This window comes from Citrobacter sp. CK191 (genome assembly GCF_030333435.1).
GTDB lineage: Bacteria > Pseudomonadota > Gammaproteobacteria > Enterobacterales > Enterobacteriaceae > Citrobacter_B > Citrobacter_B koseri.
In genome coordinates, this window is record NZ_JAOWFX010000023.1 from 48406 (window position 1) to 71191 (window position 22786).

Consider the following 22786-nt stretch of genomic DNA (forward strand, 5'->3'; position numbering starts at 1 on the left):
ACATGACGCAGATAGTGACCAAAACGCAACCCCCTGCCAAACGTAACGGACGTATCGATCCGATCGCTTTTTTCGAGCGCTTTGGGGTACTGATTTTTATGTTCCTGCTGCTGATTTTTTTCCAGACGCAGAACAGTAACTTCCTGTCAGAACGCAATATTTTCAACATCCTGACCGAGGTGTCGATCTACGGGATCATGGCCGTGGGAATGACGTTCGTCATCCTGACTGCCGGAATCGATCTGTCTGTCGGCTCCATTCTGGCGGTATGCGCCATGACGGCAGCATACGTGATTAAAGGCGACAACTTCACCACGGTAGACCCGAGCGCCTGGGGCGGGATGAGCTGGCTGATTGGCCTCGGCATCTGCCTGGCGATGGGGACGGCGATTGGCTTCCTGCATGGCCTGGGTGTGACCCGCCTGCGCCTGCCGCCGTTCATTGTCACCCTCGGCGGGATGACCATCTGGCGCGGCCTGACGCTGGTGATTAACGACGGCGCGCCCATTGCCGGTTTTGACCAGGGCTACCGCTGGTGGGGGCGTGGCGAACTGCTCGGTATCTCCATCCCGATCTGGATTTTTGCGCTAGTGGCGATCGGCGGTTATCTGGCGTTGCACAAAACGCGCTGGGGCCGTTTCGTCTACGCCATTGGCGGCAACCCGGAGGCGGCGCGTCTTGCCGGGGTCAACGTCAAACGTGTGCTGGTCAGCGTGTATGTCGTGATTGGCTGTCTGGCCGGGCTGGCGGGGTTTGTGCTGAGCGCCCGTCTGGGCAGCGCGGAGGCGGTGGCCGGGATCTCCTTTGAGCTGCGCGTTATCGCCTCGGTGGTCATTGGCGGGACATCGCTGATGGGCGGCTATGGCCGCATCGGCGGCACCGTTATCGGCTCGATCATTATGGGCATTCTGATAAACGGTCTGGTGCTGATGAACGTCTCCGCCTACTACCAACAAATTATTACCGGGCTGATTATTGTGCTGGCGGTGGCGTTTGATACCTATGCCAAGAGCCGTCGTGGCGCGCTGTGAGGGATAAATAATGAAACAAGTGCGAATTGGATTGATTGGGACGGGATACATCGGCAAGGCGCACGCCATTGCCTATGCCCAGGCGCCGACGGTGTTCAACCTGCAAGGCCAGCTGGTGCGCGAAATGGTGGCGGAGGTGACGCCGGAGCTGGCGGCGGAACGGGCGCAGGCATTCGGGTTTCGCCGTTCGACCGGCGACTGGCGCGAACTGGTGGCAGACCCGAATATCGATGTGGTGGATATCTGTTCGCCCAACCATCTGCATAAAGAGATGGCGCTGGCGGCCATTCGCCACGGTAAGCACGTCTATTCGGAAAAGCCGCTGGCGCTGAACGCTCACGATGCCCGCGAAATGGTTGAGGCCGCAAAACAGGCCGGGGTGAAAACGCTGGTGGGTTTTAACTATATGAAGAACCCGACGGCGGCGCTGGCGAAAGAGATCATCGCGCGAGGGGAGATAGGCGATGTGATCCACTTCTACGGCACCCACAACGAGGACTATATGGCCGACCCGCTTTCCCCTATTCACTGGCACTGCTTTAAGGAGACGGCGGGGTTAGGGGCGCTGGGCGATCTGGCGGCGCATATCGTCAATATGGCGCACTACCTGGTCGGCGATATTCGCGAAGTCTGCGGCGACCTGAAAATTGTGGTGCCGGAGCGCCCGGCCAGCGCGGGATCGGCGCAGAAGGTGGCTGTGGAAAATGAAGATCAGGCGCACGCGATGGTGCGATTCGCCAGCGGCGCGCAGGGGGTGATCGAAACCTCCCGCGTGGCCTGCGGGCGCAAAATGGGGCTGTCATACGTGATTACCGGCACCAAAGGCGCCATCAGTTTTACCCAGGAGCGAATGGCCGAGCTGAAGCTCTATCTGCATGACGATCCGGTTAACCGCCAGGGATTTCGCACCCTGCTGGTGGGGCCCGCGCACCCGGACTATGCCGCGTTTTGCATGGGGGCGGGGCACGGCATCGGCTTTAACGATCAGAAAACGGTGGAAATCCGCGACCTGGTGAACGGCGTTGCCGCCGATGCGCCGATGTGGCCGGATTTTGAAGAGGGCTGGAAAGTGTCGCGCGTGCTGGACGCCATCGCGCTCTCGCATCAGGAAGGCCGCTGGCTGAATGTGAACGATATTGTCTGACGAGGTATCAACGTGGAAAAGCAGTTTGATGTGATATGCATGGGCCGCGTGGCGGTTGACCTCTACAGCCAGCAGATTGGCGCACGGCTGGAGGATGTCTCAAGTTTTGCCAAATACCTCGGCGGTTCCTCAGGGAATGTCGCCTACGGCGCCGCGCGTCAGGGGCTGCGTTCGTCGATGCTGGCAAGAGTGGGCGACGAACATATGGGGCGCTTTTTGCGCGAAGAGCTTAACCATGTTGGCTGCGATACCAGCCATCTGATAACGGATAAAGAACGCCTGACGGCGCTGGTGCTACTCGGCATTAAAGACCGGGACACCTTTCCACTGATTTTTTATCGCGATAACTGCGCGGATATGGCGATTACCGCCAGCGATGTTGACGAGCAGTACATCGCTTCATCCCGCTGCCTCGCCATCACCGGGACCCATCTTTCTCATCCGCAAACCCGCGACGCGGTGCTGACCGCGCTGACCTGTGCCCGCCGTCACGGCGTGCGCACGGTACTGGATATCGACTATCGTCCGGTGCTGTGGGGGCTGACCTCGCTGGGCGACGGCGAAACGCGCTTTATTGCCGCAGAGCAGGTCACTCGCCAGTTGCAGGCGGTGTTGCACCTGTTTGATGTGATCGTCGGCACCGAGGAGGAGTTTCATATTGCGGGCGGCGCTACCGATACCGTGCAGGCGCTGGCGCAGGTGCGTGAGGTAAGCGCGGCGACGCTGGTTTGTAAACGTGGCGCGCTGGGCTGCTCGGTGTATACCGACGCGATTCCGCCGTCGCTGGATGACGGGCTGACGGTGACCGGCGTGCGCGTCGAGGTGCTCAATGTGCTCGGCGCGGGCGATGCGTTTATGTCGGGGCTGCTGCGCGGTTATCTCAATGATGAAGGCTGGGAGCAGGCCTGCCGCTACGCCAACGCCTGCGGCGCGCTGGTGGTTTCGCGCCACGGTTGCGCGCCCGCGATGCCGAGTAAGGTGGAGCTGGATGACTACCTCTCCCGCGAGCATCAGGTGCCGCGCCCGGATCTTGATCCACGGCTTAATCATCTGCATCGCGTCACGACGCGTCGGCGTAACTGGCCGGAACTGTGCGTGATGGCGTTTGATCACCGCAGTCAGCTTGAAGAGATGGCGCTACAGTGCGGCGCCTCCCTGAAGCGCATTCCGGCGCTGAAAACGCTGATCTTACAGGCCAGCCGCGATGCGGCGAACAGCGCGGGGCTGGAAGGAAAAGCCGGCCTGCTGTGCGACGGAACGTTTGGCCAGGACGCGCTGAATGCGATAACCGGCGAAGGGTGGTGGATTGGCCGCCCGATTGAGCTTCCCGGCTCACGGCCGCTGGAGATGGAGCACGGCAACATTGGCACTCAGCTTATCAGTTGGCCGCAGGAGCATGTGGTGAAGTGCCTGGTCTTTTTCCACCCGGAAGATGCCCACGGCCTGCGCCTGGAGCAGGAGCAGAAAATCGCCGAGGTGTATCACGCCTGCTGTCAGTCGGGGCATGAGCTGCTGCTGGAAGTGATTTTACCTGTGGGTATGCCGCGCAGCGATGAGCTTTACCTGCGGGCTATCTCCCGCTTCTACAACCTGGGCATTTACCCCGACTGGTGGAAACTGCCGCCGCTCTCCTCTGACGGCTGGACGGCGCTGAGTGACATTATCGAACGCCGCGACCCGCACTGCCGTGGCGTGGTGATTCTTGGGCTGGATGCGCCAGCTGAACAGTTACGCGCAGGGTTCAGAGCCGCTGCCGGACATGAGCTGGTGAAGGGGTTTGCGGTGGGACGCACGCTGTTTGGCGAAGCTTCCCGCGCATGGCTGAAACATGACATTGACGATGCGCAACTGGTGACGCGCATTCGGGATAACTATCTGCAACTGATCGCCTGGTGGCGCGAGCGCGGGCAGGCATAACTTTAGGAGAACATTATGGCTGTGCAATTAGGCATTAATCCGCTGACATGGACCAATGATGATTTGCCCTCTCTTGGCGCGGAAACGCCGCTGGATACCTGTCTGAGCGAAGGTAAAGAGGCTGGTTTTGCGGGCTTTGAACTCGGTAATAAATTCCCACGCGAGGCGCGTCTGCTGGGGCCAATCCTGCAACGCCACGATCTGAAGCTGGTGTCCGGGTGGTATTCCGGTCGCCTGCTGGAGCGGAGCGTAGAGGAAGAGATTGCGGCGGCGCAGGCGCATTTGACGTTATTGCGCGAGCTGGGGGCGAAAGTGATGGTTTTCGCTGAGGTGAGCCATTGCATTCACGGCGAGCAGCAGACGCCGGTTCACCTGCGTCCGCGATTCCCGCAGGCGCGCTGGGCGGCGTATGGCGAGAAGCTCACCGCGTTCGCCCGCTATACACAGCAGCAGGGGGTGCAGATTGCTTATCATCACCATATGGGGACGGTGATTGAGTCCGCTGAGGATGTGGACAATCTGATGACCCATACCGGCGATGAGGTCGGAGTGCTGCTGGATACCGGTCATTTAACGTTTGCTGGCGCCGACCCGCTGGCGGTGGCGCAACGCTGGGCGAGCCGTATTAATCATGTGCACTGTAAAGACGTACGCGCCGACGTGCTGGCGGATGTGAAAAACCGTAAAACCAGCTTTCTGGATGCGGTGCTCAGCGGCGTCTTTACCGTACCGGGCGACGGCTGCGTGGATTACCCGCCGATTATGCGACTGCTGAAAGCGCACGATTATCACGGCTGGCTGGTGGTGGAGGCGGAGCAGGACCCGGCGATTGCCCATCCGCTGACTTACGCGCGGCTGGGATATAACAACCTGAGCCGCCTGGCGCGGGATGCCGGTCTTATCTGAGGAGGCGCTATGTCACGTTTACTGTCACGCTGGCAACAGCCTGACGCGCAGGGACGTACCCAGTCCGTCACCCCGGAGCGGGCAGGCTGGGGCTACGTCGGTTTTGACGCGTTTGAGCTTGAAGAAGGGCAGCAGTTGCATCTTCCCGCCGTTGCTGAAGAGCGCTGTCTGGTGCTGGTGGCGGGGAGGGCGTCTGTCACCACGCCAACCGCGCAGTTTTCAGAGATTGGCGAGCGGATGAGCCCGTTCGAGCGTATTAAGCCGTGGGCGGTATACGTTACGCCCGGAGAAACGGTACAGGTACAGGCGTTAACAAAGCTGGAGCTGGCGGTATGCGCCGCGCCGGGCAAGGGGACGTATCCCACCCGCCTGATTGCGCCGCAGGATATCGACGGCGAGGCAAGGGGCAAGGGGCATAACCAGCGCTATGTACACAACATTCTGCCGGAAGATAAACCTGCCGATAGTCTGCTGGTGGTGGAAGTGTGGACTCACGAAGGCTGTACCAGTTCGTACCCGAGCCACAAGCACGACACTGACAATCCGCCTTACGAGACCCTTCTTGAGGAGACGTATTACCATCGCCTCAACCCGGAACAGGGATTTTGTATGCAGCGGGTATACACCGACGATCGCTCGCTCGATGAGTGTATGGCGGTCTACAACCGTGACGTCGTGATGGTGCCGAAAGGCTATCATCCGGTGGCGACAATGGCCGGGTATGACAGTTATTACCTGAATGTGATGGCAGGCCCGGTGCGCAAATGGATTTTCACCTGGGAAGACGATCACGCGTGGATTAACCGCGATTACCCTGCGCGTTGAGAACGCGGTAAATAAAAAAGCCCCTGGCGTATGCTGAGGGCTTTTTACTTTTCGCTGCTATCGTGAGGCGCCAAAAACCTGTACGGCCTGTTGCAGCCGTGACGCGCGTCCCGTTAAATCCCCCGCGGCATCCGTCACCTGCTCCACCATTTCCGCATTGTTGTCCGTCATGGAACCAATTCGTGAAATTGAATTGTTGATCTGTTCGAGCGCTAAAGTTTGTTCCCGCGTCGCCAGGCTTATCTCTTTGATCATGGTAGACATCTGCAACACGTCATCGATCATTCCGGTAAGGTGTGTTTCCGTCTGCTCGACCATTTGCACTCCCGTATTGACGTTAGTGACGTTTTTCTCGATAAGCTGTTTGATCTCTTTTGCCGCAGACGCAGAATGCTGGGCGAGGTTACGCACCTCTGCAGCAACGACCGCAAATCCGCGCCCGGATTCACCGGCGCGGGCCGCTTCGACCGCTGCATTCAGCGCCAGGATGTTGGTCTGAAAAGCAATACTGTCAATGACGCCGATAATGTCCACGATTTGACTGTTATCGCGCGAGATAGCCTGCATCATGGTGATGGTTTGCTTCATGATATGGCCGCCTTCAGTCGCATTGGCGCTGGTACTGTCGGCCATCGTCATTGTCTGGGCCGCGGTATCTGCGGTTTGTTGCACAGCGCTACCGATCTCTTCAATGGCAGCGGCGGTTTGTTGCAGGTCGGCAGATGTCTCTTCTGAGCGGCTCTGTAATGCCGTGCCTTCCTGAGACACGCGCTGACTGATAGCCTGAATACCGGATATTTGCGTGCTGACATCATCAACCAGGGAGCGTAGATTAAGCCCCGATTGATTCACCAGTCGCATGAGCATCCCTATTTCGTCTACGCGCTGCAAATGGCAATTATCGGGTTTACGGCCCGAAACCACTTTTTTCATCTGCACCAGCAGCGTATTAACCGGCTGACAAATTTGAACCTTAAGGTAAATAGCCAGGAGCAAAAATAATACGATGATGCTGCCCCCCTGAATAGCAGGAGGAACAGGTAAGAAAATAAATAACAGGGCTGCCAGACTGGTGATGGCTAAAGCATAATTGACGCGTTGGCTAACAGACAGCCATTTAAACATCGAAAGCCAGGACAGCGCTCCGCGACGGATAATTATGCCTTTAAAAAGTCGAAACCCTTTAATTCCATTATTATTTATTTTCTGATAAAGCTGTTCGCTGTGCGAAACCTCATCCCGGGAAGGCACGGTGCGTACTGAAATATACCCCGTTAATTTTTCATTTTGCCAGACAGGGGTAACATTTGCGCGTACCCAGTAATGATCGCCGTTTTGTCGCCGGTTTTTGACCAGCCCGGTCCAGCTATCGCCTTGTAGTATCGTGTGCCACATGTCAGCGAAAGCGGCAGAGGGCATGTCCGGGTGGCGAATAATATTATGTGGTTTACCCATTAACTGCGTTTCATTAAATCCGCTGGCGTCAATAAATGCAGAGTTAGCATAGGTAATATGACTGTCTTTATCTGTGGTTGATAATAACGTTGTTTTATTGTTAAGCAAATATTCTTTTTGCGTGACAGCTGTGTTGTTTTTCATGAAAACTCCATGACGCTATTTATATGAAATGCAAATTTCACCCATTGTGCATCAGGTAAATAATAGTAAATGGCGGTTTTATCTGAGGTGTTACATTCTCTACTAATCATCATTTATATGAAAGCACTTCAAATGAATTTTTATTTTTAATAAACCTGGCGTGTCATAAATATGAAACACATAAATGCAGGTTGATAAACTGGAATTGATATATATCGACTTAAACTAAATCTAAAAGATAAAAAGAGCTGATTTATCAGGGCTGATAAATGCCCGCTTTCCTTGATGGGTTTTAGCCCCCTCCGCGAAGCACGCTGCCGCGTTGCGGTCAGTATTCTTACTCATGATGCGATCCCTCTGTGATGGGCTAACCCGATGTCATTTATAGACATCTGGATGGCTAATAATATTTTGCTTTATCTTATGCTTTTTATGTCGTTGTCAGTCAGGGAGAGCTGTGAAAAATTTCGTAAATCAAATGATTATCAGAAAGGATTTACAGCGGATGCTCTCCAGTCGCCTCGACATGCGCGGTATCAGCCTGGCCTTTTCCGGCTTTCAGGCGCTCTCCCGCGTTGATTTCACCCTGACGGGCGGTTCCGTGCACGCGCTGACGGGGGCGAACGGTGCGGGGAAATCCACGCTGATGGCGGTGCTCTGCGGCACGCACGACCATTACGAAGGGGAAATTGCAATTAATAACCAGCCGGTGCCGATACGCGAACCGCTGGACGCCAAACGGCTGGGCATTCATCTGGTGCAGCAGGAGGTGGATGTTGCGCTGATCCCAGGGTTGAGTATTGCGGAAAATATTATGCTCGATCAGCTGGCGCAGCCGGGACACCGCTACCGCTGGCGCGCTATTCGCCAGCAGGCGCGTGACGCGCTGGCCCAGCTTGATGTTCATCTGGATGTGCGCCGGGTCATCGATGGTTGCACGCTCGCCGAAAAGCAGCAGATCCTGCTGGCCCGCGCGCTCTCGCACCACTGTCGTTTTCTGATCCTCGATGAACCCACCGCGCCGCTCGATCAGCATGAAAGCGAACGGCTGTTTGCCGTGGTGAAACGCCTGCAACAACAGGGGATCGGCGTGGTGTTTATCTCCCATCGCATTCATGAGCTAAAGGCCATTTGCGACACCTTAACCGTACTGCGCGATGGCAAGTTGATTGAGTCCGGGCCGATGGCGGAACTGAGCGCTGACGCCATCGTCGAGAAGATGCTGGGTCATGAGTTAAACGATATCTATCCGCCAAAACGCCCGCCGCATGCTGATGAAACGCTGCTGCGCGTGGAAGGGCTGCATGATGAACGGCTGCTGAAAAATATCAGTTTGCACCTGCATAAAGGTGAAATTCTCGGTATCGCCGGGCTGGCGGGAGCCGGGAAAACCGAGCTGTGCAAGGCGCTGTTCGGCGCGTCGAAAAGCCGCGTTGAACGCGGCGAACTCAATCATCAACCGTGGACGCCGCGCGACCCGGTTGATTCGGTGACGCGCGGGCTGGCGCTGGTGCCGGAGGAACGGCGCAAAGAGGGCATTTTTATTGATGAGTCCGTCGCCATGAACCTGGCGGTCGCCGCTGATAACCGTTTCTCGCGCTGGAGCTTGTTTGGTCATCGTCAGGCATGGCGCTGGGCGGAAGCGGTGATTGCCCGCGTCGGCGTGCGCGCTCGCGGGCCGGGGCAAGTGTTGCGTCGGCTTTCCGGCGGCAACCAGCAGAAAGTGGCGATCGGCAAATGGCTGCGCGGCGACGCCCGCGTGCTGATTTTCGACGAGCCGACCAAAGGCGTGGACGTGAAAGCCAAAACCGACCTGTTTGCGCTGATCGACGGCCTGGCGCGGGAAGGCAAAGGGGTGATTTACGCCTCCGGTGAGTTCGCCGAACTGGTGGGGCTGTGCGACCGCATCTGCGTGTTGTGGGACGGGCGCATCGTGGCGGAAGTGGAGGGCGCGCAGGCCCGCGAAGAGACACTACTTTATTATTCAACCGGAGGAACGGCGTTGTGAGTAAGGCCCTTTCAGTCAATGCAGCGGCGTCTGGCCGCCAGCAGATTTTCGATTTTCTCTATAAGTGGGGCATGCTGCTGACGGTTGTCGCGCTGATCGCTATTTTTGGCGTCGCGTCGGATAACTTCCTCGATCCCTTCAATATCATCAACATCCTGCGCTCTATTGCGATCGTCACGGTGATTGCGATTGGCGTCTCCATCTCGCTTACCGTCGGCGGCTTTGATCTTTCCGTTGGCTCAACCGCGTCGCTGGCGAACGCACTGGTGATTTCGCTGTTCGTCTGGCACGGCTTTGGCACCACCGGGGCGATTGTCATTACCCTGGCGCTCTGTACGCTGGTGGGGCTGTTCAACGCTTTTCTGATTGTGGTGCTGCGTATTCCCGACATGCTCGCCACGCTTGCCAGCCTGTTTGTGATTCAGGGGGTGGCGATGACCTACAGCTACGGCGGCTCTATTACTGAAAACATGGTGCTGCCGAGCGGTGAAATGGCTGAGGGGCTTATTCCGGCGGCATTCGGCGCGCTGGGGCAGGTGCCGACTATTGTTGTCGTGATGCTGGTTGTGACGCTGGCGGCGCAGCTCGCGCTGTCGCTGACCACCCACGGGCGACGGATGTACGCCATTGGCGGCAACCCGGAAGCGGCGCGCCTCTCCGGTATTCGTACCACCCGCTATAAAGTGGCGGCCTACGTTATTGCCTCGTTGCTGGCGGGGTTAGGGGGCATCCTGCTGGCTTCGCGTATTGGCTCTTCACAGGTTAACGCCGGGGGAGGCTATTTGATGGATGCTGTCGCGGCGGCGTGGATCGGCTTTTCGCTGGCCGGTTCCGGCAAACCGAATGCGCTCGGCACGCTGGTGGGGGCGGTGATCCTTGGCGTGCTCTCCAACGGGCTGGTGATGCTCTCGGTGCCCTATTACGCAATGGACATTATAAAAGGGCTGGTGCTGGCGGCGGCGCTGGCAATCACCTACATACAAAAACGTTAACAACACAACGGGAAACGATAATGAAAAAAACTGCACTTTCTTTGTTGGCGCTGGGATTACTGAGTTCGTTGCCGGGCTATGCGGCAACGCCTGCGCCGGTGCCAGCGGCCATTGCCGGACATAATGGCCCGGTTCGCATTGCGGTGATCCGCAACCTTGGCTCTGATGACAACACGACCCAGTTCGTTGCGGGCGCGATTCAGGAGGGGAAAAAGCTCGGCTTTAAGGTCAGCACCTTTTTAAGCAACGGCGACGACGCGAAATTCCAGGATTTCGTTAACCAGGCGATCAGCCAGAAGTATGACGGTATTATTCTCTCTCAGGGGCGCGATCCGTACTCCACCGCGCTGGTGAAGAAAGCGGTAGATGCCGGGATCAAAGTGGCGGTGTTTGATACCGCCGTCAACGGTGAGATCCCGGGCGTGACGGTAACTCAGCAGGATGACGCCTCGCTGACCCATCTCTCCTTCGGGCAACTGGTAAAAGATTTCAACGGTAAAGCCAATATTATCAAGCTGTGGGTCGCCGGTTTCCCGCCGATGGAGCGTCGCCAGGCGGCTTATCAGCAAATGCTGAAGGACAATCCGGGGATTAAAGAGCTGGAGTCTATCGGCGCGGTCTCTTCCGACGTGCAGGGCGATACCGCCAACAAAGTGGGCGCGGTGCTGGCGAAATACCCGAAAGGGAAAATCGACGCTATCTGGGGAACCTGGGACGCCTTTAGCCAGGGGGCGTACAAAGCGCTGAAAGAGAACGGCCGCACTGAGATTAAGCTCTACAGCATCGACATCTCCAACCAGGATTTACAACTGATGCGCGAAGCGGGCAGCCCGTGGAGGGTGAGCGTGGCCGTTGACCCGAAACTGATTGGCGCCACCAACGTGCGGCTGATTGCCAATAAGATTGCCGGTGAACCTACGCCTGCCACTTACGATTTTAAAGCCGCAGCCATTCCGCAGGCGCTGCTGGCAGCGCAGCCGGGGGCGGTTAACGTCGCCTCATTAGGCAAAATCATTCCGGGCTGGGGCCAGACGGAAGACTTCATCGCGCCGTGGTTTGCGACGCTTGAAGCGAAGAATAAATAATGCCCGGTGGCGCTGCGCTTACCGGGCCTACAATGCGCTCCCTGTAGGCCGGATAAGGCGGTTACGCCGCCATCCGGCGTAATGCCCGGTGGCGCTGCGCTTACCGGGCCTACAAAATGCTCTCTGTAGGCCGGATAAGGCGGTTACGCCGTTTGGCAAAAGGAGATTAAGGTGACTGAATTACCGCGCCCCGACTATAGCCGCAATATGCGGCTGATTGGCCATAGCGACCAGGGCGGTCGCCCGGACGGCGTACAGCTGATGGTACATTGCGGTTTTGCCTATATTGGCCATATGGTGTCGCAGGGGTTTTCGATTGTTGACGTGCGTGACCCGAAAAACCCACGGGCGACGGGCTATGTGCCTGCACCGCCAGGCACCTGGAACGTGCATTTGCAGGCGCATGACGATCTGCTGCTGGTGATTAACGCCCGCGATTTGTTCGCCGATGCCCGCTTTGCCGATGAAAAGGTCTACTACACGCGGCAGGTCGGTGAGACGGTCAGCGATGTGCAGGACCGGGGCTGGAGCGCAGGGCTGCGCGTGTTTGATATTTCCACGCCGGATAAACCGCGTGAAATCGGTTTTCTCTCCCTGAATGGGATCGGCATTCACCGCATCTGGTACGTCGGCGGACGCTGGGCCTACGTCTCGGCGCTGATCGACGGTTTCACCGACTACATCTTCCTGACCATCGATCTGGCCGATCCGCGTAAGCCAGAGGTGGGCGGGCGCTGGTGGTTGCCAGGGATGAATCAGGCGGCGGGAGAGACGCCAGACTGGTCGGAGGGCAAACGCTATGCGCTGCATCACGCGATTATCGCTGGCGATACCGCCTACGGTAGCTGGCGTGACGGTGGTCTGACGCTGCTGGATGTGCAAGATCGCACGCAGCCGAAACTGATTAGCCATCGCAACTGGAGCCCGCCGTTTGGCGGCGGCACACACACTGCGCTGCCGCTGCCGGACCGCGATCTGCTGGTGGTACTGGACGAAGCGGTGCTCGACAATCAGGAAGACGGCGAAAAGCTGATCTGGCTGTTTGATATCCGCGAGCCGTCGAATCCGGTGAGCATCGCCACCTTCCCGCAGCCGGATGAGGCTGATTACGTGGCGAAAGGGGCGCACTTCGGGCCGCATAACCTGCACGAAAACCGCCCTGGCAGCTTTATTAGCTCGACGCTGATTTTCGCCACTTACCAGAATGCAGGGGTGCGCGCTTATGATATTACTAATCCTTATCGTCCGGTAGAAACCGGCGCGCTGGTGCCTGCGGCGCCTGAGACGATGATGGATACGCGGCCAAATCGCCCGCAGGTGATCCAGTCCTGCGACGTGTTTGTCGATGCGCGGGGGATTATCTACAGCACGGATTACAACGGCGGGTTATCAGTGATTGAGTATCTGGGGTAAGTATTTGCCGGGTGGCGGCTTCGCCTTACCCGGCCTGCATTCGGATCGTAGGCCCGGTAAGCGTAGCGCCACCGGGCAAACGGCCCGCACTTAGCTGTACTGCCGCACCCGCGCGATCAGTGCTTCCACGCTCTCAATCCGGTCGGCAATCACAATCAGCGCTTTTCCGAGGGTAATGGCATGGCGCAGGCATTCATGGCGCATTTCCGCATCCTGAATGGTATCGATATCCGCTACGTGCGACAGCCCGACGCTGCGGCGAATCAGCTCGGTGCCGCAAAAGCCGATGGCGTCCGCCCAGACTTTTTTCAGAAATTCCGACGCGTAGCCCGGCGCGCGTAGCGCCGCGTCGCGGGTTTTCTCCGTCGCCAGCACCTGAAAACGTTCAGCAAAGGTGTTCCACAGCTCCTGAATATCCGTCAGCCGCTGCTCGCGCGCGGCGGCGGCGTCGCGAATGCCCAGATGACCCGGCAGGCCGCAGAAGTTCAGCAGCAGATTGCCGATGGCGGTGCCTACATCAAAGCCTATCGGCCCAAAGTAGCCGAACTCGGCGTCGATGGCTTTCAGGCGACCGTCGGCGACAAAGATCGAGCCGCTGTGGATATCGCCGTGCAGCAGCGCTTCGGCATGGGAGAAGAAACGATGTTTGAGCGCCGCCACCGCCAGCTTAAGCTGAGCGTCACTGCGCAGAGCGGCGACGTCGCCTTCGATCTCCGCAGGATAGCTGTTGCGCTCGTGGATCTGGTAGGGATCGTTGAAGAACAGATCTTCGGTGATCTCACACATCTCCGGGTTAATAAATGTCGCCACCTGCGCTTTTTTGTCATGCGGGTGGAGATAAAAATCGCTGGTGTGAAACAGCGTTTGCGCCAGATATTCGCCGAGCTGGCGTGCCGCCTGCGGATACCAGGCGCCTTTAATCAGTTCGCCGCGCCAGATGTTATGGTCGGAGAGATCTTCCATCACCATCACCGCCAGTTCAGGGTCGAAATGGTGGATTTTCACCGTATGCTGCGGGCAGTGCTGGTAATGCGCCACCAGCGTTTGCGCTTCAAGACGAGCGCGATCCAGCGTCAGCGGCCAGGATTCGCCGACGCAGCGCACGTAAGGCAGCGCCTGTTTGACGACGATGCGGCTTACGCCTGTGGTATCGAAAATCTTAAACACCAGATTAAGGTTGCCGTCGCCCACCTCCTGCGCCTCTACCAGTGTGGATGGATCATCAATGCCGCCAAACGTTCGGGCGTATTCCACGGCATCCTGGGCGGTAAAGGTACGGTATTGCGACATTGCCTGTTCCTCACTCATTTCACTAATAAAGACATGTAGACGTCTATACATCTGTAATTCATCCTGACACAATGTGATACAACAACGCAACAGAGAATTAACGACATGCAGACATTACAGACGACCAGCCTGCGAGTGGCGGATAATCAATTATTTATTCTCGATCAGCAGGCGCTTCCGCAGGAGAAACGCTGGCTGGATGCCTCAACGGTAGAAGCGCTGGTGGGGCATATTCACGCGCTGCGCGTGCGCGGTGCGCCGCTGATTGGTCTTTCCGCCAGTCTGCTACTGGCGCTGCTGGCGGAGTCAGGCCATCGCCGGGATGAACTGGCGATAGCGCTGGAAACGCTGCGCGCTGCGCGCCCGACGGCGGTCAATCTGATGAACAATCTCGATCGCATGAAGCAGGCGCTGAGGCAAGAAGACTTTGTTCCGGCGCTGGCGGCGGAAGCACTGCGTCTGATCGATGAAGACAAACAACTCTGTGACGATATCGCGCGTGCGGGAAGTGCACTGGTGAAGCCGGGCAGCCGTCTGCTGACCCACTGCAACACCGGTGGGCTGGCGACAGCGGGCACGGGGACGGCGCTGGGGGTGATTGCCCGCGCGTATGCACAGGGCAACGTGCAAAACGTCTGGGTGGATGAAACGCGCCCGTTATTGCAGGGCGGCAGACTCACCGCCTGGGAACTGGGCGAACTGGGGGTTCCCTATCAACTGATTACTGACTCAATGGCTGCCAGCCTGATGGCGAAAGGGCTGGTGGACGCGGTGTGGGTAGGAGCCGATCGTATCGCCGCAAATGGCGATGTGGCGAATAAAATCGGCACCTATTCGCTGGCGGTGCTGGCGAAATTCCACGGTATTCCGTTTTACGTTGCCGCGCCGCAAACCACGCTGGACCCCCACTGCCCGAATGGCGACGCAATTCCGATTGAGCAGCGCGCAGCAGGAGAAGTTACCGGCGTGGCGGGCAGTTTTGGCGCGGTACAGTGGGCGCCGGAAAATGCGCAGGTCTATAACCCGGCGTTTGACGTGACGCCAGCAGCGCTGATTAGCGGCTGGGTGCTGGATAGCGGTGTGGTGACGCCAGAAGACGTGGCGAAGGGGGTTTTCAGGACGGAGGCGGCCTGATGCAGAGCAGGCCTGGCGTACGATAGCGTCGCCCGGCCAGATCGTTAAAGCAGGCGCGGATAGGCATCCGCAATGGCGTCGCCGGTAAACTGCGCCACCCAGCCTTCCGGGTTATCGAAAATACGGATCGCGGTAAAGTTTGGCTCGGAGCCCATATCAAACCAGTGCGGCGTACCGGCGGGCACTGAAATCAGATCGTTTTTCTCACACAGCACCTGGTAAACCTGGTCGCCAATGTGCAGGCAAAACAGTCCTGCGCCTTCAACGAAGAAGCGCACTTCATCTTCGCCGTGGGTGTGTTCATTGAGAAACTTTGCACGCAGCGCCTCTTTTTGTGGATTGTCGGCGCGCAGGCTGATCACATCCCAGCTCTGATAGCCTTTCTCGGCAACCAGCTTATCAATCGCATGTTGATAGGCGGTGAGCACCGTTTCTGGCGTGGGGGCCTGGCCTAAGTCGCGGTCTGCAACCCAGCGTTCGAAGCGGACGCCTTTCGCGTTGAGCTGTTGGGCGATCTCTGCGGCGTCGGTACTGTGCCACTGGGGCTGGCTGGCGTCTTTATCGGAATAAATAGTCAATGCGCTCATGAAAGGATCTGCTCCGGGTTAATGTCGTCGAATTGATGTACCTGGTGGTGGCGGCTGGCGCCATCACCCTCACCACGAATCAGTTGCAGGGTGCGAAGACCCGCCTCTTCAGCAGCGTCCAGCTCCTGATATACATCGGAGAGGAACAGGATTTGCGACGGCGCGACGCCGATATACGACGCGATATTGCGGTATGACTGCGTTTCTCGCTTTGCGCCGATATGGGTATCAAAATAGCCGCTGAACAGATGAGTAATATCACCTTCGTCGCTGTAGCCAAATAACAGTTTCTGCGCCGCAACGGAGCCGGAGGAATAAACATAGAGATCAATGCCTTGTGCTTTCCATTTCTCCAGCGCTGGCAGAACGTCCGGGTAGAGGTGACCAGTAAAGTCGCCATTGACGTAACCGTCGTGCCAGATAATGCCTTGCAGGGCTTTTAGCGCCGTTGATTTGCGATCTTCATCCATAAAGGTGAAAAGCGTTTCGATAAGTTCTGCGGTACTGGCGTCCGGCCGGGCAATCTCGTTGCGCAGATTATCAAGAATTGATTTTACCGGTTCGGCATACTGCCGGGCGGTGACAAACGCCGCCAGCCGCTCGCGCGCATAGGGGAACAGAACATTGTGAACAAAACGGATATCGCTGGTGGTGCCTTCAATATCCGTCACAATCGCGCGAATCATAATCTCTCCAGTTGTCGCAAACGCATTTCGCATTCAAATAAAAATTCCAGCCCCTCCAGATGACGGCGGGCCTCCTCCACTGAGCGTCCCCAGCAGGTTAAGCCATGACCGCGCAGAAGAAAACCGTAATTCAGAGAACGCTCTTGCGCGTAATGCGCAATACGTGATGCCAGCGCGTCGATATCCTGGTCGTTGTCGAACACCGGCACGCAGACGGTATCAAGATGGGTAGTCTGCCCGCTAAGCGATTTTTGCATTTCAAAACCGCTGATATATAGCTCCGGCGTTTTAACGATGCGCGAGAGCACCGTGGCGTTGACGGTGTGGACGTGCAACACCGCGTTTGCCTGGGGAAAGAGGCGATAAATCAGGGTATGCAGCCCGGTCTCCGCCGATGGTTTGCGACCGGATGGTGCGTGACTGGTGGCGATTTCCACCTGCAAAAAATCGTCGGTAGTCAGGTTGCCTTTATCTTTTCCCGACTCGCTGAGCCAGCAAAATGCGTCGTCCTGGCGGACAGACATATTGCCGCCAGTGGCGGGAGCCCAGCCTTTTGCCCCTATCCAGCGGCAGGTCTCGACCAGTTGTGTGAGTTGCAGGTTATCTGTCATCTTCCTTTTAGCCTCTCTCGGGGTCAGGAATGGGGTTTTTAGACATCTAAGCGTCTTGATTGCCAAATGCTAACATCGTGTTACGGCAGCAGCAACACAACTCTTCCGGGCAGGAGCAACAACATTGTCCTGGTGGCAGTGTGACTTGGTGGGGGAGGTGGTTGAGTTTGTCAGGGGCGGGAGTTTTGCGTATTGATTGATGTTTTCAATGGAAGCTGTAGGTTTGTCGCCCATAGCAGACCTGATAGCCCTTCGTCCAAACCGCTTTGTGCCAGGAGGGGGCATCCCTAAACTACTACAGGTATTAATCGGCAAGGTGCCGATGATCCGCTTAAATGTTCAGGGAAAGCAATGCAGGAAGTGCGCGGTTTTTTATCATGTTATTTAACAGACTCAGATACCAGACATAAATCTCCTCCTTGATATTAAGAACATTCGGGTGCACGGATGGAAAGTGGTTTATTCTCTTTTTCACAGAACAGGAATGTCAGGGCCGGGAAGAGGGGATTAGCGAGAGATTAAAACAGGCAACTCAGGAGTTCAGTAAATGGATACTAAAAAATGGCGCTGTGTTTGCGCCATTTTACCACATTAAGAATTTGTCACCGGCTTGTTCCCAAAGGGATCTCCGGGTCTGGTTGATGAGTAATCCTGTTACGCAGATCCCGACGGATAATTTCGATGGACCAGAACCAGATTAAATGTCCAAAAATTTCGGATACATTCTCATACCATGGAAGGTCAACCAAAGGTGGAGTCAGCCCCATGAGAGGGAAGGAAATCATATGGACGAAAAGCTGTGCCAGCGCACCAGCCAGCAAACCCTGCCAGAGTTTAATTTTGGGGAAAACTTCAGCAACAACACAGTAACCCACTGCGAAGACAATCGAAAAGATGATGTGTGTTACACCAACCCAGTTAAACACATGCCCGGCAAAGGTGTAGACGGCAGCGTTAGGATCAGCAAGCCCCATCCAGTCACGAAGGAAAATATAAGGGGGATTCAGGAAATTGCGGGAACAGTCAATTTGCCCGGCAGCCCTGATTAATGATTCCGGCCCGCATGCAGCAGTGAACATATCAGTCGGACTGCGGGGTGGCAAAGGTACTTCAGCGCCCCATTTAACAAATGCTGATACGATACCAGCGATTAACCCAATAAATGCAGCCAGGCCATAACGCCTGCGGTTTGGTGGAGTTTGTTCAAATATATTCATATTTCATCCGTTGAATTTCATCGTGTTAACATAATCATTTAGTAGTATTCATGAAAACCACCAAATGTAAAGATGTGTATGTGATTGTATGTTCCGTATTTGCGTCAGTAACTGGAAATTCCCAATCGAGTTGCTTTATATGGCGTAACAGGAAGGCTGTGAAAGTGGTGAGAGCGGCAAGGTCGTATGCGATCTACTGCAAGATTCTCATCAGTAGAATTAATAGAGTAGCAACCACGCCGCATGAAAGAGCATGGTACGGACAGCTGGCGTGCGAATATAGAATGTTGCCAGCCGCCGCAGATTGTATCTGCCCGGCATGACGGATCAATGTGTTTTAAGTATTAATGCCACGTCTTTTTGCTCAGGCTGGTTATAGCTGAAATAGCATGTGCTGAATCATCAAAAAGCCGGGTCAGTACAGGAACCCACTGCCTGTTTTTGTACTCAAGCACCAGATGTCCAGTCTGGTCTTTGCTGACGATGGCAAATGTCCTGAGTTCAGGCGTTGGAACAGGGAGGGCGGTGCCAGGCGGGAAATATATTCTTACCCCGGCAATAATCATGTTGTCCATGCTCATCATTCGTTCACCAGCCACATATCGGCTTCTTCAAACATCTCTTCCAGCATACGGTTAAGTCGTTCTTTTTCGGTCTTTGTGCTGTCGCTGTTTAATGCGTTAGCCTGCATTGGCTTAACTCTCACGTCGGCGTCGGGGAAGATCCGGTGTACGCGCTTTGTCAGCTCGTTAAGAATGATGTTTCTTGCGCCCGGTAGCCCCTCGACATTACGCTTGTCATAAACCAGTTCAACGAACATAAAAGCACCCCGGAAAATTACTGTGATTGTATACAGTATTTTTACTGTAAAAATAAATAGTGTCAAGGTGAGCGGAGCGCGAAAGGGGGATGTGTTTTTGTTACCCTTAGTTACAAATAGAAAAACCCCAGACCGTGAGATCTGGGGTTCTTTTAAAGTGCACGTGCACTTCACGTGTATATTTTTGTCTTTTCTCGGTCTGCGCACTGTCTGGTCAGTGTCCTTAAGTGGCTGTTTTTATTGCCGCTGTCCGGTTGCAGTCCTATCAAAAGTGGGCTGGCGGGAGTTGAACCCGCGTCCGAAATTCCTACATACCATTTTTACTATAATGAAAACAGTGATTTGCGTTTAAAAACAGAGCATTAGTGTTATTTGGTGTTTGTCCGTTTTATACGTTTTTAATGCTCTGCCGCCAAAGTGCCGCCATAAATTAGCGGTTCCAGTTGAGATTGTGAAGCGGATTTTTGGTCACTGCATCTTCTAGGTGATCGGGCGCAAAGTGTGCGTAAACCATCGTCATTTTTATATCGGCATGTCCCAGAATATCGCGCAGTACCAGTATGTTTCCGCCGTTCATCATAAAGTGACTGGCGAATGTATGGCGCAGCACATGCGTACACTGGCCCTCAGGCAAGTCGATACCGGCTCTTTTTACTGCACGCTCAAAAGCTTTTCTGCATGGCGTGAATAGCTTCCCTCTGTTTTTGGGGAGTTCGTCATACAGATCTTGAGATATCGGTACGGTTCGGTTTTTCTTGCCTTTGGTTTTGGTATAGGTGATCCGGTATTTAGATAACTGATGGCCCTGCAGGTTTTCGGCTTCACTCCACCGCGCGCCGGTGGCGAGGCATACTTTTGCGATCATCAACAGGCTGGAGCTTTGAGAATCAGCGCAGGCATCAAGCAGGCGTTTGATTTCGTCTTGGGCCAGGAACGCCAGTTCTCCCTCTGCGATTTTGAATGTCGGTAGCCCGGCGAGCGGGTTAGGCGCTGACCAGTGGCCCAGCTTTTTCAGGGTGCCAAAAACGGATGATAAGTTACGCTGTTCCAGGTTTACCGTGCGGGGCTTTACTGGCGACAGCAGCGCGCCGTCTTCGTTACGTACTTCACCTTTTAATCGTGCTTCGCGATATTTTGTAAAGTCACCGGCGGTTAACTCAGAGGCGACGGGATCGCCCAGCCCATTGCATATAATATTCAGTTTCGCCATTAGGCGCTTGGGATCTGCGAGCGTCTGCCCGTAAAGGGAGTGCCACTGCTCAATCAATTCTGACAAAAGCCGCCGATCTTCCTTTTCACCCAGCCACGGCTTTTTGTTCACTTCATCCATGGTGAAGTTTTCGAATGCTACCGCCTCGCCCTTTGTCGCAAATTGCTTGCGCACGCGCTTACCGTCACGCCCGTTCGGGTAACACTCGCACAACCATTTTCCGTTCGGCTGTTTTCTGATGGTCATATCAAAGGCTCTTAATAATTTTCAATGCGCGGCCAACAACCTCGATATCATCCAAGCTGCACTCAAACGAAGAGTCATCTTGATGCACAACTAATCTATTTCCCGGAAGGCGAGTTAGCTTAACAATGCTTTTTATCCCGTCGATATCGACCAACCACATCCCATTCACTGGTGGTGTCTGGTTACGGTCAACTAAATATGAATCGCCAGTGGTATTTACGAGAAGCAGCTCGTTTGAGTCAGGGGGAAGCAGGCTGCTATCAATGATGGCCTTCCCGGCTTCAACCAGCGAACCTCCTATAAGGGTAGCCTTGTCGATCTCTGGCGATATAAGTTCAGAAAGAGGTTTTACCTTGCTGGAGTTCACGATATTGATACTTTTTTTATCATCAATTTTTGCTCCTAGTTCGCCTTGTCCTGTGGTTAGCCAGAGTAACGAAACGCCTGTTTCAAGAGCGCATTGGATCACCCATTCTGCAGGGAAACTGTCCCTTAAGTATCTGTTTGCCATGGTGCTTTTAGATGCGCCTAGGTGATCGCATAGCTGCTGTCTGGACTTGAAATCATAGGCAGCCATCAACCTATGGATAGCCTCTCTACCCCCTGTATTCTCGCCAGCTTTCACATGTATCATTTTTTAATCCTATTGACGTATCAAATATTGGATCGTAGTATCTCGATTGTTCAAATGTTGAATCACATAAAACAAGATAAAACGACATAAACCAAACCTTAACTGAGAGATACTGCACTATGAGCACTGATATTTCAATTCGTGTACCAAAAGAGATGGCTACGCCTGCGGAATTCGCCGAATGGGAAGGCATTTCACGCGGTTCTGTTTATCAAAAAATCCACCATGGTCAGCTGGCTAAATACATGGTTAAAAAGGATAAAAACAAGGGACGCGTAAGCCTGCGTTATCTTATGTACAAAACCGATCAGGTTCGCGAGTCCCTTGGTCATTCCAACTTCCGCGTTGTTGTTGGTCAGTGAGTTCAATTATGAGAACTTTCGAAGAAGCTCACATGTTTGATTATAAGATTTCCAAACATCCGCACTTTGACGACGCCTGCCGGGCTTTCGCACTACGTCACAACATGGCGAAGCTGGCGGAACGCGCCGGAATGAATGTCCAGACTCTGCGCAACAAGCTGAACCCGGACCAGCCACATCAACTGACGCCGCCGGAAATCTGGCTGCTTACCGATCTTACTGAGGACTCCACGCTGGTTGACGGTTTTCTGGCTCAGATTCACTGCCTGCCATGCGTACCGATGAACGAAGTGGCAAAAGAGAAGCTGCCGCATTACGTCATGAGCGCTACTGCTGAAATCGGACGTGTTGCTGCCGGTGCCGTATCGGGTGATGTGAAAACCACCGCAGGCCGCCGCGATGTTATCAGCAGCATTAACTCTGTTACTCGTCTGATGGCACTGGCTGCCGTTTCGATGCAGGCGCGTTTGCAGGCTAATCCGGCGATGGCAAGCGCGGTGGATACCGTGACGGGCCTCGGCGCTTCGTTTGGTCTGATCTGAGGTGGTTATGCTGACTAAGGAACCATCTTTCGCATCACTTCTCGTAAAGCAAAGCCCGGCAATGCACTACGGTCACGGCTGGATCATGGGCAAGGATGGCAAACGCTGGCACCCGTGCCGCTCTCAGGACGAACTGCTGGCTGACCTGTCCACAACCAAACAGGGGAAATCATGGCTATTGAAGGCGCTACGGCGACTGTTCCATTAAGCCCCGGTGAACGCCTGGAAGGACTGAACCATATTGCGGAATTGAGGGCTAAAGTGTTTGGTCTGAATATTGAGCCGGAGCTTGAAAGGTTTATTAAAGATATGCGCGATCCACGCGACGTAAATAATAAACAGAATGAGCGGGCACTGGCAGCCATTTTTTATATGGCAAAAATTCCGGCAGAACGTCACGGCGTCAATATTAGTGATCTGACTACTGACGAAAAGCGGGAACTGGTGAAAGCAATGAATCATTTTCGTGCAGTGGTGAGCTTATTTCCAAAGCGGCTAACCATGCCGAATTAACCCACAACAGAAAT

The 22786-nt window shown here is 55.2% G+C and carries 24 protein-coding genes; 14 read left to right on the plus strand and 10 right to left on the minus strand.

The features are described 5' to 3' along the window. Positions 1–2 precede the first annotated feature (2 nt). The 5 genes from OGV82_RS05905 to iolB are packed head-to-tail and all read left to right on the plus strand — an operon-like array spanning position 3 to position 5823. Complete coding sequence (locus OGV82_RS05905; protein WP_047461785.1) at positions 3–1031, plus strand: ABC transporter permease; 1029 nt, start codon at positions 3–5, stop codon at positions 1029–1031. 10 nt (positions 1032–1041) lie between these two features. Beyond that, positions 1042–2175: a Gfo/Idh/MocA family protein gene (locus tag OGV82_RS05910; protein ID WP_047461787.1), complete on the plus strand. Its 1134-nt coding sequence runs from the start codon at positions 1042–1044 to the stop codon at positions 2173–2175. A gap of 12 nt (positions 2176–2187) precedes the next feature. Further along, positions 2188–4092 (plus strand): bifunctional 5-dehydro-2-deoxygluconokinase/5-dehydro-2-deoxyphosphogluconate aldolase, encoded by a 1905-nt coding sequence (locus OGV82_RS05915; RefSeq protein WP_047461790.1) that lies wholly within the window; start codon positions 2188–2190, stop codon positions 4090–4092. Positions 4093–4107: 15 nt separating this feature from the next. Then, entirely contained in the window at positions 4108–4998 is an 891-nt protein-coding gene (iolE, locus tag OGV82_RS05920) for a myo-inosose-2 dehydratase (RefSeq protein WP_286462615.1), read from the plus strand. A gap of 9 nt (positions 4999–5007) precedes the next feature. Beyond that, positions 5008–5823, plus strand: coding sequence for a 5-deoxy-glucuronate isomerase (gene iolB / locus OGV82_RS05925; protein ID WP_047461795.1), 816 nt, complete (start codon positions 5008–5010; stop codon positions 5821–5823). Positions 5824–5880: 57 nt separating this feature from the next. Here iolB and OGV82_RS05930 read toward each other — a convergent pair whose 3' ends face one another. After that, on the minus strand, positions 5881–7422 hold the full coding sequence (locus OGV82_RS05930) for a methyl-accepting chemotaxis protein (RefSeq protein ID WP_101744378.1): 1542 nt from the start codon (positions 7420–7422) through the stop codon (positions 5881–5883). 505 nt (positions 7423–7927) lie between these two features. Between OGV82_RS05930 and OGV82_RS05935 the strand changes: the two genes are divergently transcribed. The 4 genes from OGV82_RS05935 (at position 7928) to OGV82_RS05950 (ending at position 12920) form a co-directional block, all read left to right on the plus strand. Further along, the gene (locus OGV82_RS05935; RefSeq protein WP_047463951.1) at positions 7928–9430 is read left to right on the plus strand and encodes a sugar ABC transporter ATP-binding protein; all 1503 of its coding nucleotides are present in this window, start codon (positions 7928–7930) and stop codon (positions 9428–9430) included. Further along, the gene (locus tag OGV82_RS05940; RefSeq protein WP_047461798.1) at positions 9427–10422 is read left to right on the plus strand and encodes an ABC transporter permease; all 996 of its coding nucleotides are present in this window, start codon (positions 9427–9429) and stop codon (positions 10420–10422) included. The genes OGV82_RS05935 and OGV82_RS05940 overlap by 4 nt, the downstream gene beginning before the upstream one ends. 20 nt (positions 10423–10442) lie before the next feature. Then, positions 10443–11507: a sugar ABC transporter substrate-binding protein gene (locus OGV82_RS05945; RefSeq protein WP_047461800.1), complete on the plus strand. Its 1065-nt coding sequence runs from the start codon at positions 10443–10445 to the stop codon at positions 11505–11507. A gap of 171 nt (positions 11508–11678) precedes the next feature. Continuing rightward, positions 11679–12920 (plus strand): LVIVD repeat-containing protein, encoded by a 1242-nt coding sequence (locus tag OGV82_RS05950; RefSeq protein WP_047461803.1) that lies wholly within the window; start codon positions 11679–11681, stop codon positions 12918–12920. Positions 12921–13010: 90 nt separating this feature from the next. Here OGV82_RS05950 and mtnK read toward each other — a convergent pair whose 3' ends face one another. Then, on the minus strand, positions 13011–14210 hold the full coding sequence (gene mtnK, locus OGV82_RS05955) for an S-methyl-5-thioribose kinase (RefSeq protein WP_024130868.1): 1200 nt from the start codon (positions 14208–14210) through the stop codon (positions 13011–13013). A 105-nt stretch (positions 14211–14315) separates the two neighbouring features. Between mtnK and mtnA the strand changes: the two genes are divergently transcribed. After that, positions 14316–15344, plus strand: a complete 1029-nt coding sequence (mtnA, locus tag OGV82_RS05960) for an S-methyl-5-thioribose-1-phosphate isomerase (protein ID WP_012134738.1) — start codon at positions 14316–14318, stop codon at positions 15342–15344. 44 nt (positions 15345–15388) lie between these two features. Here mtnA and OGV82_RS05965 read toward each other — a convergent pair whose 3' ends face one another. From OGV82_RS05965 to OGV82_RS06000, 8 genes are all read right to left on the minus strand, one after another. Then, positions 15389–15931 carry a 1,2-dihydroxy-3-keto-5-methylthiopentene dioxygenase gene (locus OGV82_RS05965; protein ID WP_047461805.1) on the minus strand — a complete coding sequence of 181 codons (543 nt, stop codon included), beginning with the start codon at positions 15929–15931 and terminating at the stop codon, positions 15389–15391. Continuing rightward, positions 15928–16617, minus strand: a complete 690-nt coding sequence (mtnC, locus tag OGV82_RS05970) for an acireductone synthase (RefSeq protein ID WP_012134736.1) — start codon at positions 16615–16617, stop codon at positions 15928–15930. The genes OGV82_RS05965 and mtnC overlap by 4 nt, the downstream gene beginning before the upstream one ends. Further along, complete coding sequence (locus tag OGV82_RS05975) at positions 16614–17228, minus strand: methylthioribulose 1-phosphate dehydratase (RefSeq protein WP_047461809.1); 615 nt, start codon at positions 17226–17228, stop codon at positions 16614–16616. The genes mtnC and OGV82_RS05975 overlap by 4 nt, the downstream gene beginning before the upstream one ends. 602 nt (positions 17229–17830) lie before the next feature. After that, complete coding sequence (locus OGV82_RS05980; RefSeq protein WP_024130867.1) at positions 17831–18445, minus strand: YagU family protein; 615 nt, start codon at positions 18443–18445, stop codon at positions 17831–17833. 344 nt (positions 18446–18789) lie between these two features. Further along, on the minus strand, positions 18790–19029 hold the full coding sequence (locus tag OGV82_RS05985) for a hypothetical protein (protein WP_047461812.1): 240 nt from the start codon (positions 19027–19029) through the stop codon (positions 18790–18792). After that, positions 19026–19265, minus strand: a complete 240-nt coding sequence (locus OGV82_RS05990) for a DinI family protein (protein WP_047461815.1) — start codon at positions 19263–19265, stop codon at positions 19026–19028. The genes OGV82_RS05985 and OGV82_RS05990 overlap by 4 nt, the downstream gene beginning before the upstream one ends. A gap of 430 nt (positions 19266–19695) precedes the next feature. Continuing rightward, positions 19696–20721 carry a site-specific integrase gene (locus OGV82_RS05995; protein ID WP_119177449.1) on the minus strand — a complete coding sequence of 342 codons (1026 nt, stop codon included), beginning with the start codon at positions 20719–20721 and terminating at the stop codon, positions 19696–19698. A 1-nt stretch (position 20722) separates the two neighbouring features. Continuing rightward, a complete protein-coding gene (locus OGV82_RS06000; protein ID WP_286462616.1) occupies positions 20723–21355 on the minus strand; it encodes a phage repressor protein CI in 633 nt (210 codons plus the stop codon). Between the two features lie 119 nt (positions 21356–21474). On the opposite strand from OGV82_RS06000, the gene OGV82_RS06005 reads away from it, so the two are divergent. The 4 genes from OGV82_RS06005 to OGV82_RS06020 are packed head-to-tail and all read left to right on the plus strand — an operon-like array spanning position 21475 to position 22772. After that, complete coding sequence (locus OGV82_RS06005) at positions 21475–21717, plus strand: Rha family transcriptional regulator (RefSeq protein ID WP_057060132.1); 243 nt, start codon at positions 21475–21477, stop codon at positions 21715–21717. Between the two features lie 32 nt (positions 21718–21749). After that, positions 21750–22259: a phage regulatory CII family protein gene (locus OGV82_RS06010; protein WP_057060133.1), complete on the plus strand. Its 510-nt coding sequence runs from the start codon at positions 21750–21752 to the stop codon at positions 22257–22259. Positions 22260–22266: 7 nt separating this feature from the next. Next, positions 22267–22467: a phage filamentation protein Fil family protein gene (locus OGV82_RS06015; RefSeq protein ID WP_032442472.1), complete on the plus strand. Its 201-nt coding sequence runs from the start codon at positions 22267–22269 to the stop codon at positions 22465–22467. Further along, the gene (locus OGV82_RS06020; RefSeq protein ID WP_286462617.1) at positions 22431–22772 is read left to right on the plus strand and encodes a DUF5347 domain-containing protein; all 342 of its coding nucleotides are present in this window, start codon (positions 22431–22433) and stop codon (positions 22770–22772) included. Before OGV82_RS06015 ends, OGV82_RS06020 begins: the two co-directional genes overlap by 37 nt. Positions 22773–22786: the final 14 nt, after the last annotated feature.

Excerpts from the sequence above, each read along its gene's own strand:
- OGV82_RS05905 (WP_047461785.1), top strand. The coding sequence starts at position 3 with ATGACGCAGATAGTGACCAAAACGCAACCCCCTGCCAAACGTAACGGA.
- OGV82_RS05910 (WP_047461787.1), top strand. The coding sequence starts at position 1,042 with ATGAAACAAGTGCGAATTGGATTGATTGGGACGGGATACATCGGCAAG.
- iolE (WP_286462615.1), top strand. The coding sequence starts at position 4,108 with ATGGCTGTGCAATTAGGCATTAATCCGCTGACATGGACCAATGATGAT.
- iolB (WP_047461795.1), top strand. The coding sequence starts at position 5,008 with ATGTCACGTTTACTGTCACGCTGGCAACAGCCTGACGCGCAGGGACGT.
- OGV82_RS05930 (WP_101744378.1), bottom strand. The coding sequence starts at position 7,422 with ATGAAAAACAACACAGCTGTCACGCAAAAAGAATATTTGCTTAACAAT.
- OGV82_RS05935 (WP_047463951.1), top strand. The coding sequence starts at position 7,928 with ATGCTCTCCAGTCGCCTCGACATGCGCGGTATCAGCCTGGCCTTTTCC.
- OGV82_RS05945 (WP_047461800.1), top strand. The coding sequence starts at position 10,443 with ATGAAAAAAACTGCACTTTCTTTGTTGGCGCTGGGATTACTGAGTTCG.
- mtnK (WP_024130868.1), bottom strand. The coding sequence starts at position 14,210 with ATGTCGCAATACCGTACCTTTACCGCCCAGGATGCCGTGGAATACGCC.
- mtnA (WP_012134738.1), top strand. The coding sequence starts at position 14,316 with ATGCAGACATTACAGACGACCAGCCTGCGAGTGGCGGATAATCAATTA.
- OGV82_RS05965 (WP_047461805.1), bottom strand. The coding sequence starts at position 15,931 with ATGAGCGCATTGACTATTTATTCCGATAAAGACGCCAGCCAGCCCCAG.
- mtnC (WP_012134736.1), bottom strand. The coding sequence starts at position 16,617 with ATGATTCGCGCGATTGTGACGGATATTGAAGGCACCACCAGCGATATC.
- OGV82_RS05975 (WP_047461809.1), bottom strand. The coding sequence starts at position 17,228 with ATGACAGATAACCTGCAACTCACACAACTGGTCGAGACCTGCCGCTGG.
- OGV82_RS05980 (WP_024130867.1), bottom strand. The coding sequence starts at position 18,445 with ATGAATATATTTGAACAAACTCCACCAAACCGCAGGCGTTATGGCCTG.
- OGV82_RS05985 (WP_047461812.1), bottom strand. The coding sequence starts at position 19,029 with ATGATGAGCATGGACAACATGATTATTGCCGGGGTAAGAATATATTTC.
- OGV82_RS05990 (WP_047461815.1), bottom strand. The coding sequence starts at position 19,265 with ATGTTCGTTGAACTGGTTTATGACAAGCGTAATGTCGAGGGGCTACCG.
- OGV82_RS05995 (WP_119177449.1), bottom strand. The coding sequence starts at position 20,721 with ATGACCATCAGAAAACAGCCGAACGGAAAATGGTTGTGCGAGTGTTAC.
- OGV82_RS06000 (WP_286462616.1), bottom strand. The coding sequence starts at position 21,355 with ATGATACATGTGAAAGCTGGCGAGAATACAGGGGGTAGAGAGGCTATC.
- OGV82_RS06005 (WP_057060132.1), top strand. The coding sequence starts at position 21,475 with ATGAGCACTGATATTTCAATTCGTGTACCAAAAGAGATGGCTACGCCT.
- OGV82_RS06010 (WP_057060133.1), top strand. The coding sequence starts at position 21,750 with ATGTTTGATTATAAGATTTCCAAACATCCGCACTTTGACGACGCCTGC.
- OGV82_RS06015 (WP_032442472.1), top strand. The coding sequence starts at position 22,267 with ATGCTGACTAAGGAACCATCTTTCGCATCACTTCTCGTAAAGCAAAGC.
- OGV82_RS06020 (WP_286462617.1), top strand. The coding sequence starts at position 22,431 with ATGGCTATTGAAGGCGCTACGGCGACTGTTCCATTAAGCCCCGGTGAA.